Below are 13,187 nucleotides of genomic sequence, written 5' to 3' on the forward strand. Positions count from 1 at the left end.
GGAGGTAGAAGAACATGCCACGTAGCCTCAAAAAGGGCCCCTTCGTGGACGACCACCTGCTCAAGAAGGTGGACGCTCTCAACGAGTCGGGCAAGAAGACCGTGATCAAGACGTGGTCGCGTCGTTCCACGATCATCCCGGATTTCCTGGGTCACACGATCGCGGTGCACGACGGCCGCAAGCACGTCCCGGTGTTCGTCACCGAGGCGATGGTGGGTCACAAGTTGGGCGAGTTCGCCCCGACTAGGACCTTCAAGGGCCACATCAAGGACGACCGCAAGTCGCGCCGCCGCTGAGCGGGCACGAGAGAACAAGGAAGCTAGCGATGAACGCCCAGAACGACGTGGCCGAGGCTCTGCCGACGGCTTACGCGCGGGCTCGCTTCGTCCGGGACTCGCCTACCAAGGTGCGCCGGGTGATCGAGCTGATCAAGGGACGTAGCGCCGCCGACGCCTTGGCCGTGCTCCAGTTCGCCCCGCAGGCGGCAAGCGAGCCGGTCGCGAAGGTGCTCGCCAGCGCCATGGCCAACGCCGAGAACAACCTCGATCTCGACCCTGACACCCTCTGGGTCAAGAACGCCTACGCCGACGAGGGCCCGACCCTCAAGCGCATCCGTCCGCGGGCCCAGGGCCGCGCGTACCGGATCCGCAAGCGGACCAGCCACATCACCGTCGAGGTGGAGTCGCGTCCGAAGGCCGAGGCCAAGAAGGCACAGGGCAAGAAGAAGGCAGGTGGCCGGTAGTGGGCCAGAAGATCAACCCGCACGGCTTCCGCCTGGGTATCACCACGGACTGGAAGTCGCGTTGGTACGCCGACAAGCAGTACGCGGAGTACGTGGCCGAGGACGTCAAGATCCGGAAGCTGCTGTCCACGGGCATGGAGCGCGCCGGGATCTCCAAGGTCGAGATCGAGCGCACCCGTGACCGGGTCCGCGTCGACATCCACACCGCCCGGCCGGGCATCGTCATCGGCCGTCGCGGCGCGGAGGCCGACCGCATCCGCGGTGCGCTGGAGAAGCTGACCGCCAAGCAGGTCCAGCTGAACATCCTCGAGGTCAAGAACCCCGAGGCCGACGCCCAGCTCGTCGCTCAGGGTGTCGCGGAGCAGCTGAGCAACCGTGTGGCCTTCCGCCGCGCGATGCGCAAGGCGATCCAGACCTCCATGCGTTCGCCGCAGGTCAAGGGCATCCGCGTGCAGTGCGGCGGTCGTCTCGGCGGTGCCGAGATGTCCCGCTCCGAGCACTACCGCGATGGCCGCGTCCCGCTGCACACGCTGCGCGCCGACATCGACTACGGCTTCTTCGAGGCCAAGACGACGTTCGGTCGCATCGGCGTGAAGGTGTGGATCTACAAGGGCGAGCTCGTGGGTGGCCTCAAGGCCAAGGAGGCGCGTGACGCCGCCGCGGCCGCCGAGCGCGCCCCGCGCCGTGACCGTGGTGACCGTCCGTCCCGCCCGCGCCGCTCCGGCGCGTCGGGCACGACGCCGACCTCGACCGAAGCCGGCCGGGCGGCCGCCGCCGCCAAGAGCGACGACGCCCCCAAGGGTGGCACCGCCACCGAGGCCCCGGCTGCTGAGACTGCAGAAAAGACGGAGGGCTGACACGTGCTCATCCCGCGCAGGGTCAAGCACCGGAAGCAGCACTCCCCGAAGCGCCACGGTGCCGCCAAGGGCGGTACGAAGGTGAGCTTCGGCGAGTACGGCATCCAGGCGCTTGAGCACAGCTACGTGACCAACCGGCAGATCGAGTCCGCTCGTATCGCCATGACGCGTCACATCAAGCGTGGCGGCAAGGTGTGGACGACCATCTACCCGGACCGCCCGCTGACCAAGAAGCCGGCGGAAACCCGCATGGGTTCCGGTAAGGGTTCGCCCGAGTGGTGGATCGCCAACGTGAAGCCGGGCCGCGTGATGTTCGAGATCTCGTTCCCGAACGAGGAGACCGCCCGTGAGGCGCTCCGTCGCGCGATCCACAAGCTGCCCATGAAGTGCCGCATCGTGACCCGTGAAGGTGGTGAGTTCTGATGGCGAAGGCAGGTGCCGCCCAGGCATCGGAGCTGCGTGAGCTCACCGCGGAAGAGCTCGTTCTGCGTCTGAAGGAATACAAGGAGGAGCTCTTCAACCTCCGCTTCCAGATGGCGACCGGACAGCTCGACAACAACCGCCGTCTGCGCACCGTCCGCACGGACATCGCGCGGATCTACACGGTCATGCGCGAGCGTGAACTCGGCCTGTCCGTTTCCCCTGACGCCGAGAGTGAAGGTGCCGCATGAGCGAGCAGCCCAACGCTGAGGCGGCCCCCCGCAACGACCGCAAGGTCCGTGAGGGTTACGTCGTCTCGGACAAGATGAACAAGACGATCGTGGTCGAGCTCGAAGACCGCAAGAAGCACCGCCGTTACGCCAAGGTTCTCCGCAGCACCAGCAAGGTCAAGGTGCACGACGAGAACAACGAGGCGGGCATCGGCGACCGGGTCACCCTGATGGAGACCCGCCCGCTGTCGGCGACCAAGCGCTGGCGTCTGGTGCAGATCGTGGAGAAGGCCAAGTAAGTAGGGCTCTCTGAGTCCCTTAGTTCCGCAAGGCTCGCGCGTCAGCGCGAGAACCAGCGCGACATACAGGAGTAGACGTGATCCAGCAGGAGTCGCGGCTTCGGGTTGCCGACAACACGGGCGCGAAGGAAATCCTTTGCATCCGCGTTCTCGGTGGCTCGGGGCGGCGCTACGCGGGCATCGGCGACATCATCGTCGCCACCGTGAAGGACGCCATGCCGGCCGCCGGCGTGAAGAAGGGTGACGTCGTCAAGGCGGTCATCGTTCGCACGCGCAAGGAGCGCCGTCGTCCGGACGGTTCTTACATCCGCTTCGACGAGAACGCTGCTGTGCTCATCAAGAACGACAATGAGCCCCGCGGCACCCGCATCTTCGGGCCGGTCGGCCGCGAGCTGCGCGACCGAAAGTTCATGAAGATCATTTCGCTCGCGCCGGAGGTGTTGTAGAGCATGAAGGTGAAGAAGGGCGACACGGTCGTCGTCATCGCCGGCAAGGACAAGGGTGCCAAGGGCAAGGTCATCCAGGCCTACCCCGAGCGCGAGCGCGTGCTGGTCGAGGGCGTGAACCGGATCAAGAAGCACACGCGGATCTCCCAGACCCAGCGCGGTGCGCAGTCCGGCGGCATCGTCACGCAGGAAGCGCCCATCCACGTCTCGAACGTGATGGTCGTCGACTCCGAGGGCAAGCCGACCCGGGTGGGCTACCGCATCGGCGAGGACGGCAAGAAGGTCCGGGTCTCGCGCCGGAACGGTAAGGACATCTGATCATGACCACCGCAGAGAAGATCGCCCCGCGCCTCAAGGTGCGGTACCGCGAGGAGATCAAGGGGCAGCTCCAGCAGGAGTTCTCCTTCGAGAACGTCCACCAGATCCCGGGCGTCGTCAAGGTCGTCGTGAACATGGGTGTCGGTGACGCCGCCCGTGACAGCAAGCTGATCGAGGGCGCCATCCGCGACCTGGCCGCGATCACCGGGCAGAAGCCCGAGGTGCGCAAGGCCCGCAAGTCCATCGCGCAGTTCAAGCTGCGTGAGGGCCAGCCGATCGGTGCGCGCGTCACGCTGCGCGGCGACCGGATGTGGGAGTTCCTCGACCGGCTGCTGACCATCGCGCTGCCGCGTATCCGTGACTTCCGCGGGCTTTCGCCGAAGCAGTTCGACGGCAACGGCAACTACACGTTCGGTCTCAACGAGCAGTCCATGTTCCACGAGATCGACCCGGACGCCATCGACCGCCCGCGCGGTATGGACGTCACTGTCGTCACCACCGCCAACACCGACGACGAGGGCCGCGCGCTGCTTCGCAAGCTCGGCTTCCCGTTCAAGGAGAACTGAGTCGATGGCCAAGAAAGCACTGGTCCACAAGGCCGCGAAGACGCCGAAGTTCAAGGTTCGCGGTTACACGCGTTGCCAGCGGTGCGGTCGCCCGCACTCGGTGTTCCGCAAGTTCGGGCTCTGCCGGATCTGCCTTCGCGAGATGGCACACGCGGGCGAGCTGCCCGGCGTCCGCAAGTCCAGCTGGTAAGAGTCTTTTTTAACTCCCACTTCGCCACAGGCCCTGTCTTGCACAGGGAACCAGGGCGAGAAAGGTTGACAGGTCACCATGACGATGACCGACCCCATCGCAGACTTCTTGACCCGTCTGCGTAACGCGAACTCGGCGTACCACGACGAGGTCGTGCTTCCCCACTCGAAGATCAAGGCGAACATCGCCGAGATCCTCAAGCGCGAGGGCTACATCTCGGGCTACCGCGACGAGCCGGGCGAGAAGCACAAGAACCTCATCGTGGAGCTGAAGTACGGCCCCAACCGTGAGCGCAGCATCGCCGGCCTCCGCCGCGTGTCCAAGCCCGGCCTGCGGGTCTACGCAAAATCGACCGAACTGCCGTCGGTTCTCGGTGGCCTCGGCGTCGCGATCATCTCGACGTCGTCCGGCCTCCAGACCGACCGTCAGGCCAAGCGAAACAGCGTGGGCGGCGAAGTCCTCGCCTACGTCTGGTAAGGAAGGGGGCAAAGACATGTCACGCATTGGAAAGCTGCCGGTCGCCGTCCCCTCCGGGGTCGAGGTGACCATCGAAGGTCAGCAGATCAAGGTCAAGGGGCCCAAGGGCACCCTTGAGCACACCATCGCCGAGCCGATCACCGTCGAGAAGGCCGAGAACGGCACTCTCGAGGTGAAGCGTCCCGACGAGGAGCGCACCAGCCGTGCCCTGCACGGTCTCACCCGGACGCTGGTCAACAACCTCGTCGTCGGTGTGACCGAGGGCTACGAGAAGAAGCTCGAGATCCACGGTGTCGGTTACCGCGTGCAGGCCAAGGGTTCGGACCTCGAGTTCGCCCTCGGCTACAGCCACCCGGTGAAGATCGAGGCCCCGGAAGGCATCACCTTCAAGGTCGAGACCCCCACCCGGTTCTCGGTCTCGGGCATCGACAAGCAGAAGGTCGGCCAGATCGCCGCGGTCATCCGCAAGCTGCGCCGCCCGGACCCGTACAAGGGCAAGGGCCTGCGCTACGAGGGTGAGAAGATCCGCCGCAAGGTCGGAAAGACGGGTAAGTGATCATGAGCGACACGACTACGAAGCGCAAGCCGGTCGGCAAGGACATCTCGACCCGCCGCCGCGTCGCGAAGGCCCGTCGGCACTTCCGCCTTCGCAAGAAGATCAACGGCACGGACCAGCGTCCGCGCCTGGTCGTCAAGCGTTCGTCGCGGCACATCGCCGTGCAGCTGATCGACGACCTCGCCGGCAAGACCCTGGCGTCGGCGTCCACCCTCGAGGCGGACGTCCGCGCGCTGGAAGGCGACAAGAAGGCCAAGGCCGCCAAGGTCGGGGAACTCGTCGCCGCCCGCGCCAAGAACGCCGGTGTCTCGACCGTGGTGTTCGACCGTGGTGGCAACGCCTACCACGGCCGCATCGCGGCGCTCGCCGACGCCGCGCGTGAGGCGGGGTTGGAGTTCTGATGCAGCAGATGCTCGTGAATGGAAGGAAAGCCTGATGCCGGGACGTACACGGCAATTCGGCGGTGGCCAGGGTGGACCCGGCGGGCAGGGCGGCAACGACCGCAATGACCGTCGCGACCGCCGTGACCGGCGCGACAGCGGCCGTGGCGGGGCCGGCCAGGAAAAGACCCCGCACCTCGAGAAGGTCGTGACGATCAACCGCGTCGCCAAGGTCGTCAAGGGTGGTCGTCGCTTCAGCTTCACCGCCCTGGTGGTCGTCGGTGACGGCGACGGTCAGGTCGGCGTCGGCTACGGCAAGGCCAAGGAAGTTCCCGCGGCCATCGCCAAGGGCGTCGAGGAAGCGAAGAAGAACTTCTTCCGCGTTCCCCGCGTCGCCGGCACCATCCCCCACCCCATCCAGGGTGAGGAAGCCGCCGGTGTCGTGCTGCTCCGTCCGGCCTCGGCCGGTACCGGTGTCATCGCCGGTGGTCCGGTGCGCGCGGTGCTGGAGTGCGCGGGCGTCCACGACGTGCTGTCGAAGTCGCTCGGCTCCGACAACGCGATCAACATCGTGCACGCGACCGTGGCGGCCCTGAAGGGTCTGCAGCGTCCCGAAGAGGTCGCGGCCCGCCGCGGTCTCCCGCTCGAGGACGTCGCTCCGGCTCGGATGCTGCGCCAGCGCGCCGGCCAGGGGGTCTGACATGACTCAGCTCAAGGTGACCCAGGTCAAGAGCAAGATCGGCACGAAGCACGCTCACCGCGAGTCGCTGCGCACCCTCGGGCTGCGCAAGATCCGCCAGAGCGTCGTGCGTGATGACACTCCCGAGGTGCGCGGCCTTATCCACGCCGTCCGCCACCTGGTGGAGGTCGAGGAGGTCAAGGCATGACTGCCATCAAGATCCACCACCTTCGTCCGGCTCCGGGCGCGAAGCGCGACAAGATCCGCGTCGGCCGTGGTGAGGGCTCGAAGGGCAAGACCGCCGGTCGCGGTACCAAGGGCACCAAGGCCCGGAAGAACGTGCCCGCCGGTTTCGAGGGTGGGCAGATGCCCATCCACATGCGGCTGCCGAAGCTGCGCGGCTTCAAGAACCGGTTCCGCACCGAGTACCAGCCGGTGAACGTGGGCGACATCGCCCGCGTCTTCCCGGACGGTGGCAAGGTCGGCGCCGAGGAGCTCGTCGCGAACGGTCTGGTCCGCAAGGGCAAGCTCGTGAAGGTGCTCGGCAACGGTGATCTGAACGGCGTCAAGCTGGACGTCACCGCCGACGCTTTCTCCGGCTCCGCCAAGGAGAAGCTCTCCGCTGCCGGTGGCTCCGCCACCACGCTCTGAGCTCTCTTCGCTCGCTTCACCGAAAGGCCCGCCCGGCTCCGCCTGGCGGGCCTTTCGCTTGCGCTCCTCCGCCCGGCGGCACTTGCGTTTAGCCCCCTAATCGCGATCTGGCCCCTCGGCAGGCGCTCGCGCGCCGACCTGCGTTTAGCCCCCTAATCGCGATCCGAGCGCGGACGGCCTCCTGGCGCCCGACTTGCGTTTCGCGGGCTAAACGCGATCCGCCCGTGGCCAGGTGCCCGCCGCCCAGATCGCGTTTAGCCCGCGAAACGCAGGTCGGCCGTCAGGCCGCGACCATGGCGGAAGGCGGCCCGGGCTGGAAGGATCGCCAGGTGGCCATACCTCCCGGGCAGGATCCGCAGCCCTTCCAGCAGCCGGACGCCCCGCCGATGGTCATATCGGTTCCCGGGCCCATGGATCCTGCGGACGAGCCGGTGCGATCTGGCCGGCTTGAGCCCCGGAGGCTCATCGCGGCGGGTCTGGCCGCTCTGGCCCTGGTGCTGACGCTCGTAGGCTGCTTCTTCCCGCATTTCAAGACCGAGCATCGGTTCGGCTTCGATACCGTCGAGCAACTCATGATCGTGTTCGTGCAAGGCGCTTGGGAGACGAAGGCGTATCAGAGCGGTCACCCCGCCTTCACCACGTCGACATCGCCTATCGGTATCCCGCTCCTGGTCGCCGCGGTGCTCCTGCTGGCAGCCACGATCGTCAGTACCCGCGTCGCCGGACATCGACGTCCGGGCACTTTGGACAGGTGGCTCACCACTATCGCGGCGGTGTTCCTAGCCGGAGTCGTCAGCAGCGTCGCCACACTGGGGTCCGGGCGCGTGCTCGGAGACGACATCACGGTGACTCTGACTCTCGAAGCGGGTATGTGGGCCCTCTTCGCCGCGGTCGTCGCCGCGGCGGGAGCGGCCGTCATGAGCCACCGCGTCCAGGACGACGAAGTCCCGGTGAGTGGCGACCAGAGTCTCGCGGACATGCTCACACCGAAGGACGGCATCTCCATCACGGTGCTCCCACCTGAGCCTCAGCTCGAGAAACCGGACTATTCGGCCTTCGCGCCTCCGCCGGATCCTGGCGCGAAAGAGCGCGATTAGCCCGCTAAACGCGCTCGCGGTCGCCGATACGGTGAGGGGAGGAGGTGGCCGATGGCTTGGGCGGTGGTCTTTTTCGGAGCGGCGATCCTCGTGGCTTTTACGCCAGGGGCGAACAATTTGCTCGGCATGCACCACGGCATGACACAGGGGGCCTGGAAAGGGCTCGCCGGGCTGTTAGGCCGATTGGCTGCATTCACGGTGCTGATCGCGGCGGTCGCCGCCGGGCTCGGGCAGCTCCTCGCGGCATCGGAGCTTGCACTCACAGTGATCAAATGGGCCGGCGTCGCCTACCTGGTCTGGATCGGTGGACGCCTGCTGTGGTCGACGTTCCGTGCCGGGCGGACCACGCTGGTCCAGGCGCCACAGAGCGCAGAATCCGTACCCGCGCTCCGGATCGCGAGGAAGGAATTCGTCGTCGCGATCACGAATCCGAAGGCGATCCTCATCTTCACGGCGTTCGTGCCCCAGTTCATCGACGCAGCTCACGGCTCCTTTCCCAGCCAGATCGCGATTCTCGGCGCTGTCTACCTGCTCGCTGAGTTCGTGGCAGGCTCGACCTACGTCGGTGCGGGCGCGCTCGTGAAGTCGTTCCGGTTGTCCCGCCGGGCGACTCGCAACGTCGACCGCGGCACCGGCGTCGTGCTCCTCGGCATGGCGGGAGCCCTCGCCGCTTCGAGCTCCTGATCACGGTGCGTTTAGCCCCCTAATCGCGATCCGGGGGCCGGAAAGTGAGGCACGACAAGGTGATCTGTCAAGGCGCAGGGGCGAGATGAGCCACTCGATCAGCCCAGCGAACCAACCTTCGTTCGGAAAACCCACACGCACTGCGGACACGCCCTGTGAAGCTGTTAGAGTCGGCGACACGCTTCGGGACGAGTGTGCCCCGAAGCGTTCCTGGCTTGTGCCAGAAAGCTGTGTGTTCCCGCCGGCCCCAGGCCGGCCAAGCCGATCGTCGGTAAGACAGCCGACGACGCCGAGGAGGTTCCCCGCGTGCTCAGCGCCTTCCGCTCGGCTCTAGCGACGCCGGATCTACGTAAGAAGATCCTGTTCACGCTAGCCATCGTCGCGGTCTACCGAATCGGTGCCACCATTCCGGCCCCGGGCATCTCGTATTCCGCCGTGCAGCAATGCACGGAGACCGGGTCGCAGGAGGGCGTCTATCAGCTGCTGAACCTGTTCAGTGGCGGTGCACTGCTGCAGCTGTCGCTATTCTCGACCGGCATCATGCCGTACATCACGGCGAGCATCATCGTCCAGCTCCTCACCGTGGTCATCCCTCGGTTCGAGGAACTGAAGAAGGAAGGCCAGGCCGGCCAGGGCAAGCTCACCCAGTACACCCGGTACCTGACGATCGCCCTCGCGGTCCTGCAGGCGACCGGTGTGGTGGCACTCGCCGACCGCAAGCAGCTCTTCCCGCAGTGCGACACCGCGATCATCCCGGACAACAGCGTCTACACGCTGGCCATCATCGTCATCACGATGACCGCCGGTACCGCCGTCATGATGTGGCTGGGTGAGCTGATCACCGAGCGCGGCGTCGGCAACGGCATGTCCGTCCTCATCTTCCTGAACATCGCGGCCCGCATCCCGATCGAGGGTGGCAACATCCTCAGCAGCGCCGGCCCGGTGGTCTTCACCCTGATCTGCGTGTTCGGCCTGGTGATCATCGCCAGCGTCATCTTCGTCGAGCAGGGCCAGCGCCGGATCCCGGTGCAGTACGCCAAGCGCATGATCGGCCGCCGCATGTACGGCGGGACTTCGACCTACCTGCCGATCAAGGTGAACCAGGCCGGTGTCATCCCGGTCATCTTCGCCTCGTCGCTGCTCTACCTGCCGGACCTGATCAGCCGCCTCGTCGGCGACGCCAACAGCAACTCGGGCTGGCAGGTCTTCATCCAGAACTACATCGTCAACCAGTCCAGCTGGGCGCACGTCCTGCTGTACTTCGCGTTGATCATCTTCTTCACGTACTTCTACATCACGATCACGTTCAACGTGGACGAGCGTGCGGAAGAAATGAAGAAGTTCGGTGGCTTCATCCCGGGTATCCGCCCGGGCCGACCCACCGCGGAGTACCTCAGCTACGTCCTCGGCCGGATCACCCTGCCGGGCTCGCTGTACCTGGGCATCATCGCGATCCTTCCGAACTTCTTCCTGTCCGTCACCGGCAGCGGGAACAATCAGAACTTCCCGTTCGGTGGCACGGCTGTGCTGATCATGGTCGGTGTCGGTCTCGACACCGTCAAGCAGATCGAAAGCCAGCTGATGCAACGTAACTACGAAGGGTTCTTGAAGTGACGCGCCTGGTTCTCGTTGGCCCTCCTGGCGCGGGCAAAGGTACTCAGGCGGTAGCACTGTCGGAGAAGCTCCGGATCCCGCACATCTCGACCGGCGATCTGTTCCGCGCCCACGTGGGGGAGCAGACGCCGCTGGGCCAGGAGGCCAAGCGCTACCTGGATTCCGGCGAACTCGTGCCCGACTCGGTCACGAACGAGATGGTGCGCGAGCGCCTCGCCGAACCCGACGCCAAGGCCGGTTTCCTGCTCGACGGGTTCCCCCGGAACACCAAGCAGGCCGATGTCCTCGGGGAGATCCTCGGTGAGGTCGACGCCAAGCTCAACGCGGTCATCCAGCTCCAGGTCTCGGAAGACGTCGTCGTCGATCGGCTGCTGTCCCGCGGCCGTTCGGACGACACCGAAGAGGTCATCCGCCGCCGTCAGCAGATCTACGTGTCCGAGACCGCTCCGCTGCTCGAGTACTACTCGGACATCCTGGTCAGGGTCGACGGCGTCGGTTCGGTCGACGAGATCTCCGCCCGCGTGCTGGAAGCGCTGCGCGACCGCACGTGAATCTCGGAGGACTGCGTGTACTGCAACGGCTTCGCCGTGGGCGCATGATCGAAATCAAGACCCCCGGCGAGCTTCAGGCGATGCGGGCGGCCGGCCTGGTCGTCTGGCGCACCCTCACCGCGGTGCGTGAGCTCGCCAAGCCGGGGCTGACCACGGCCGATCTCGACGAACTCGCCGAGCAGACGATCCGTGACGCGGGGGCGGTGCCCTCGTTCAAGGGGTACCACGGCTTCCCGGCGTCGATCTGCGCTTCGGTGAACGAGCAGATCGTGCACGGCATCCCGTCGAAGGCCCAGGTCTTGAACGACGGCGACATCATTTCGGTGGATTGCGGCGCCATCCTCGACGGCTGGCACGGCGACTCCGCGGTCACTCTCGCGATCGGTGAGGTGTCGAAGGCGGATCTCGCGCTTTCGGCCGCCACCGAGGCGGCGATGTGGGCGGGGATCGCCGCGGTGTCGTCCGGAGGCCGGCTGACGGACATCTCGCACGCGGTGCAGACCGCGGCCGAGAAGGCAGGCCGGGAAGACGGCATCGAGTACGGGATGATCGTCGAGTACGGCGGCCACGGCATCGGGCGCCAGATGCACATGGACCCGTTCCTGCCGAACCTGGGCAAACCGGGCAAGGGGCCGCGGCTCAAGACCGGTATGGCGCTCGCGATCGAGCCGATGCTGACGGGTGGCGGCGGTGAGACCGTCGAGCTCGAGGACGGCTGGACCGTCGTGACCGCCGACGGCTCGCGGGCCTCGCACTGGGAGCACACCGTCGCGATCACTGATGACGGCCCGTGGGTGCTGACCGCCCCCGAAGACGCCTGACCTCGCCCTTCGCCTCCAGAGCGCGATTAGCCCGCGAAACGCAAGTGCGCCCTCGGATCGCGATTAGCCCGCTAAACGCAGGTCGGCCCGCTGGTCGGCGGAGCGGCCCCGGGCCCGTCGGTGGGGCACCCGCGCGCTGCCACCAACCCCGCCGAGCGCCCCCAGGTCACGGGACCGCCGGATCACGATTAGCCCGCTAAACGCAGGTCGACAAGGGCGTACGATGGGGGAGGCCGCAACCGGCGGGCTCAGGGGTCACCTAACACAGTCACCCCCGTTTGGGCCTCGCGACACGGGTTGCGTACACTGTCAAGTCGGTGTACTCATCGCGCCCGGATCCTGCGCGCTCGTGACTTCTCGCGAACGGACATTGGACCCGGGCAGGAGTGTGCCGATGCACCACCCAGCCAAGCACTCAAGCTCTGACTGATAACACAGCGTAGCGACAGGAAATGCGGAGGACATGGGCAAGAAAGACGGGGCCATCGAGGTCGAAGGCCGCGTAGTCGAGCCGCTCCCCAACGCGATGTTCCGCGTCGAGTTGGAGAACGGCCACAAGGTCCTTGCACACATCAGCGGCAAGATGCGGCAGCACTACATCCGCATCCTGCCCGAGGACAGGGTTGTCGTGGAGCTCTCGCCCTACGACTTGTCACGTGGTCGCATCGTCTACCGCTACAAGTGATCACGACGAGTTAGCACAAGCAGGAGAGCAGGAGACGTGAAGGTCCAGCCGAGCGTCAAGAAGATCTGCGACAAGTGCAAGGTGATCCGCCGTCACGGCCGGATCATGGTGATCTGCGAAAACCTGCGGCACAAGCAGCGGCAGGGCTGATCACTCGCACTCGTACAGAGTGGATTGACGGCTACACAATCTCCCCGCACCTGCCGGGCCGTGCGAACGGCCCGGTTCACCCTCGGACTTCAGGCCGAGGCCGGGACACCCGAAGCGCAAGCAGAGGGCACGACAGGCGAGTCGGTCCCGGGACCGGACGGGGAGCAGACCTGAAGATGAATTCTATGAAGGAGCATCAACGCCAATGGCACGACTCGCTGGCGTAGACCTCCCCCGCGAAAAGCGGTTGGAGATCGCGCTGACCTACATCTACGGCATCGGCCGTACCCGCTCGAAGCAGCTCATCGCTGCTGCCGAGCTCAACGCGGACACTCGCGTCAAGGATCTGAGCGATGACGACCTCGCCAAGCTGCGGGTCTACATCGAGGAGAACTTCAAGGTCGAGGGTGACCTTCGCCGCGAGGTGAACGCCGACATCCGTCGGAAGATCGAGATCGGGTGCTACGAGGGCCTTCGCTGGCGCCGCGGACTTCCCGTCCGTGGTCAGCGCACCAAGACGAACGCCCGCACCCGTAAGGGTCCGAAGAAGACGGTCGCCGGCAAGAAGAAGGCTGGCAAGAAGTGAGCGTCCAGGGCAAGAAGGTCGTGCAGATGGGCGGCGTCCGCCGTCGTGGCTCGGCTTGTGTCTCGCCCAAGGCGCTCTACGCCCGCCCGATGGCGCTCCGCAACCTGTACACCGACGCCGGTTCGATCATCCGGCGCGGACAGGCCGAAGCGGTCGCCGCTCACCAAGAGAACGCGCGCTAACAGGAG

Annotated in this window: 26 protein-coding genes; 25 read left to right on the forward strand and 1 reads right to left on the reverse strand. The window is 66.1% G+C overall.

Going from position 1 to position 13,187, the window contains the following annotated elements:
- Positions 1-14: 14 nt before the first annotated feature.
- From rpsS to rplO, 16 genes are all read left to right on the forward strand, one after another.
- The gene (rpsS, locus tag ACLJQ7_RS22425) at positions 15-296 is read left to right on the forward strand and encodes a 30S ribosomal protein S19 (protein ID WP_003102083.1); all 282 of its coding nucleotides are present in this window, start codon (positions 15-17) and stop codon (positions 294-296) included.
- A gap of 29 nt (positions 297-325) precedes the next feature.
- Positions 326-742: a 50S ribosomal protein L22 gene (rplV, locus tag ACLJQ7_RS22430; protein ID WP_007031038.1), complete on the forward strand. Its 417-nt coding sequence runs from the start codon at positions 326-328 to the stop codon at positions 740-742.
- A complete protein-coding gene (gene rpsC, locus ACLJQ7_RS22435) occupies positions 742-1,599 on the forward strand; it encodes a 30S ribosomal protein S3 (protein ID WP_410650138.1) in 858 nt (285 codons plus the stop codon). The genes rplV and rpsC overlap by 1 nt, the downstream gene beginning before the upstream one ends.
- A gap of 3 nt (positions 1,600-1,602) precedes the next feature.
- Positions 1,603-2,022, forward strand: coding sequence for a 50S ribosomal protein L16 (gene rplP, locus ACLJQ7_RS22440; protein WP_004558864.1), 420 nt, complete (start codon positions 1,603-1,605; stop codon positions 2,020-2,022).
- Positions 2,022-2,270 (forward strand): 50S ribosomal protein L29, encoded by a 249-nt coding sequence (gene rpmC, locus ACLJQ7_RS22445; protein WP_007031040.1) that lies wholly within the window; start codon positions 2,022-2,024, stop codon positions 2,268-2,270. The genes rplP and rpmC overlap by 1 nt, the downstream gene beginning before the upstream one ends.
- Positions 2,267-2,548, forward strand: coding sequence for a 30S ribosomal protein S17 (gene rpsQ / locus ACLJQ7_RS22450; RefSeq protein WP_410650139.1), 282 nt, complete (start codon positions 2,267-2,269; stop codon positions 2,546-2,548). The genes rpmC and rpsQ overlap by 4 nt, the downstream gene beginning before the upstream one ends.
- 77 nt (positions 2,549-2,625) lie before the next feature.
- Entirely contained in the window at positions 2,626-2,994 is a 369-nt protein-coding gene (gene rplN / locus ACLJQ7_RS22455) for a 50S ribosomal protein L14 (RefSeq protein ID WP_005166785.1), read from the forward strand.
- 3 nt (positions 2,995-2,997) lie between these two features.
- Positions 2,998-3,312 carry a 50S ribosomal protein L24 gene (rplX, locus tag ACLJQ7_RS22460; protein ID WP_181777239.1) on the forward strand — a complete coding sequence of 105 codons (315 nt, stop codon included), beginning with the start codon at positions 2,998-3,000 and terminating at the stop codon, positions 3,310-3,312.
- A 2-nt stretch (positions 3,313-3,314) separates the two neighbouring features.
- A complete protein-coding gene (gene rplE, locus ACLJQ7_RS22465; protein ID WP_007031042.1) occupies positions 3,315-3,878 on the forward strand; it encodes a 50S ribosomal protein L5 in 564 nt (187 codons plus the stop codon).
- A 4-nt stretch (positions 3,879-3,882) separates the two neighbouring features.
- Entirely contained in the window at positions 3,883-4,068 is a 186-nt protein-coding gene (locus ACLJQ7_RS22470; RefSeq protein WP_005166789.1) for a type Z 30S ribosomal protein S14, read from the forward strand.
- A gap of 78 nt (positions 4,069-4,146) precedes the next feature.
- Entirely contained in the window at positions 4,147-4,545 is a 399-nt protein-coding gene (rpsH, locus tag ACLJQ7_RS22475; RefSeq protein ID WP_005166791.1) for a 30S ribosomal protein S8, read from the forward strand.
- 16 nt (positions 4,546-4,561) lie between these two features.
- Positions 4,562-5,101, forward strand: coding sequence for a 50S ribosomal protein L6 (gene rplF, locus ACLJQ7_RS22480; RefSeq protein WP_034304256.1), 540 nt, complete (start codon positions 4,562-4,564; stop codon positions 5,099-5,101).
- 2 nt (positions 5,102-5,103) lie between these two features.
- Complete coding sequence (gene rplR / locus ACLJQ7_RS22485) at positions 5,104-5,502, forward strand: 50S ribosomal protein L18 (protein ID WP_007031045.1); 399 nt, start codon at positions 5,104-5,106, stop codon at positions 5,500-5,502.
- A gap of 34 nt (positions 5,503-5,536) precedes the next feature.
- On the forward strand, positions 5,537-6,181 hold the full coding sequence (gene rpsE, locus ACLJQ7_RS22490; protein ID WP_007031046.1) for a 30S ribosomal protein S5: 645 nt from the start codon (positions 5,537-5,539) through the stop codon (positions 6,179-6,181).
- Between the two features lies 1 nt (position 6,182).
- On the forward strand, positions 6,183-6,368 hold the full coding sequence (gene rpmD / locus ACLJQ7_RS22495) for a 50S ribosomal protein L30 (RefSeq protein ID WP_378434148.1): 186 nt from the start codon (positions 6,183-6,185) through the stop codon (positions 6,366-6,368).
- A complete protein-coding gene (gene rplO / locus ACLJQ7_RS22500) occupies positions 6,365-6,811 on the forward strand; it encodes a 50S ribosomal protein L15 (RefSeq protein ID WP_410650140.1) in 447 nt (148 codons plus the stop codon). Before rpmD ends, rplO begins: the two co-directional genes overlap by 4 nt.
- Before the next feature lie 254 nt (positions 6,812-7,065).
- Here the strand turns inward: rplO and ACLJQ7_RS22505 are convergent, their stop codons facing one another.
- On the reverse strand, positions 7,066-7,380 hold the full coding sequence (locus tag ACLJQ7_RS22505) for a hypothetical protein (protein WP_410650141.1): 315 nt from the start codon (positions 7,378-7,380) through the stop codon (positions 7,066-7,068).
- A gap of 3 nt (positions 7,381-7,383) precedes the next feature.
- Here ACLJQ7_RS22505 and ACLJQ7_RS22510 point away from each other — a divergent pair, with 3 nt between their 5' ends.
- The 9 genes from ACLJQ7_RS22510 (at position 7,384) to ACLJQ7_RS22550 (ending at position 13,181) form a co-directional block, all read left to right on the forward strand.
- Positions 7,384-7,908 (forward strand): hypothetical protein, encoded by a 525-nt coding sequence (locus tag ACLJQ7_RS22510; protein ID WP_410650142.1) that lies wholly within the window; start codon positions 7,384-7,386, stop codon positions 7,906-7,908.
- A gap of 51 nt (positions 7,909-7,959) precedes the next feature.
- Positions 7,960-8,592, forward strand: a complete 633-nt coding sequence (locus tag ACLJQ7_RS22515) for a LysE family translocator (RefSeq protein WP_410650143.1) — start codon at positions 7,960-7,962, stop codon at positions 8,590-8,592.
- A gap of 306 nt (positions 8,593-8,898) precedes the next feature.
- Positions 8,899-10,206, forward strand: coding sequence for a preprotein translocase subunit SecY (gene secY / locus ACLJQ7_RS22520; RefSeq protein WP_410650144.1), 1,308 nt, complete (start codon positions 8,899-8,901; stop codon positions 10,204-10,206).
- Positions 10,203-10,757, forward strand: coding sequence for an adenylate kinase (locus ACLJQ7_RS22525; RefSeq protein ID WP_410650145.1), 555 nt, complete (start codon positions 10,203-10,205; stop codon positions 10,755-10,757). The genes secY and ACLJQ7_RS22525 overlap by 4 nt, the downstream gene beginning before the upstream one ends.
- Before the next feature lie 44 nt (positions 10,758-10,801).
- On the forward strand, positions 10,802-11,578 hold the full coding sequence (map, locus tag ACLJQ7_RS22530; protein WP_410650146.1) for a type I methionyl aminopeptidase: 777 nt from the start codon (positions 10,802-10,804) through the stop codon (positions 11,576-11,578).
- A gap of 463 nt (positions 11,579-12,041) precedes the next feature.
- The gene (gene infA / locus ACLJQ7_RS22535; RefSeq protein ID WP_005166804.1) at positions 12,042-12,263 is read left to right on the forward strand and encodes a translation initiation factor IF-1; all 222 of its coding nucleotides are present in this window, start codon (positions 12,042-12,044) and stop codon (positions 12,261-12,263) included.
- A 36-nt stretch (positions 12,264-12,299) separates the two neighbouring features.
- A complete protein-coding gene (gene rpmJ, locus ACLJQ7_RS22540; RefSeq protein WP_004558882.1) occupies positions 12,300-12,413 on the forward strand; it encodes a 50S ribosomal protein L36 in 114 nt (37 codons plus the stop codon).
- A 205-nt stretch (positions 12,414-12,618) separates the two neighbouring features.
- Positions 12,619-12,999, forward strand: a complete 381-nt coding sequence (gene rpsM, locus ACLJQ7_RS22545; RefSeq protein WP_005166805.1) for a 30S ribosomal protein S13 — start codon at positions 12,619-12,621, stop codon at positions 12,997-12,999.
- Positions 12,996-13,181: a hypothetical protein gene (locus tag ACLJQ7_RS22550; RefSeq protein ID WP_034304268.1), complete on the forward strand. Its 186-nt coding sequence runs from the start codon at positions 12,996-12,998 to the stop codon at positions 13,179-13,181. The genes rpsM and ACLJQ7_RS22550 overlap by 4 nt, the downstream gene beginning before the upstream one ends.
- The last annotated feature ends 6 nt before the right edge of the window (positions 13,182-13,187 follow it).

The organism is Amycolatopsis sp. cmx-4-54 (assembly GCF_046548895.1).
In the GTDB taxonomy this organism is placed as follows: Bacteria; Actinomycetota; Actinomycetes; order Mycobacteriales; family Pseudonocardiaceae; genus Amycolatopsis.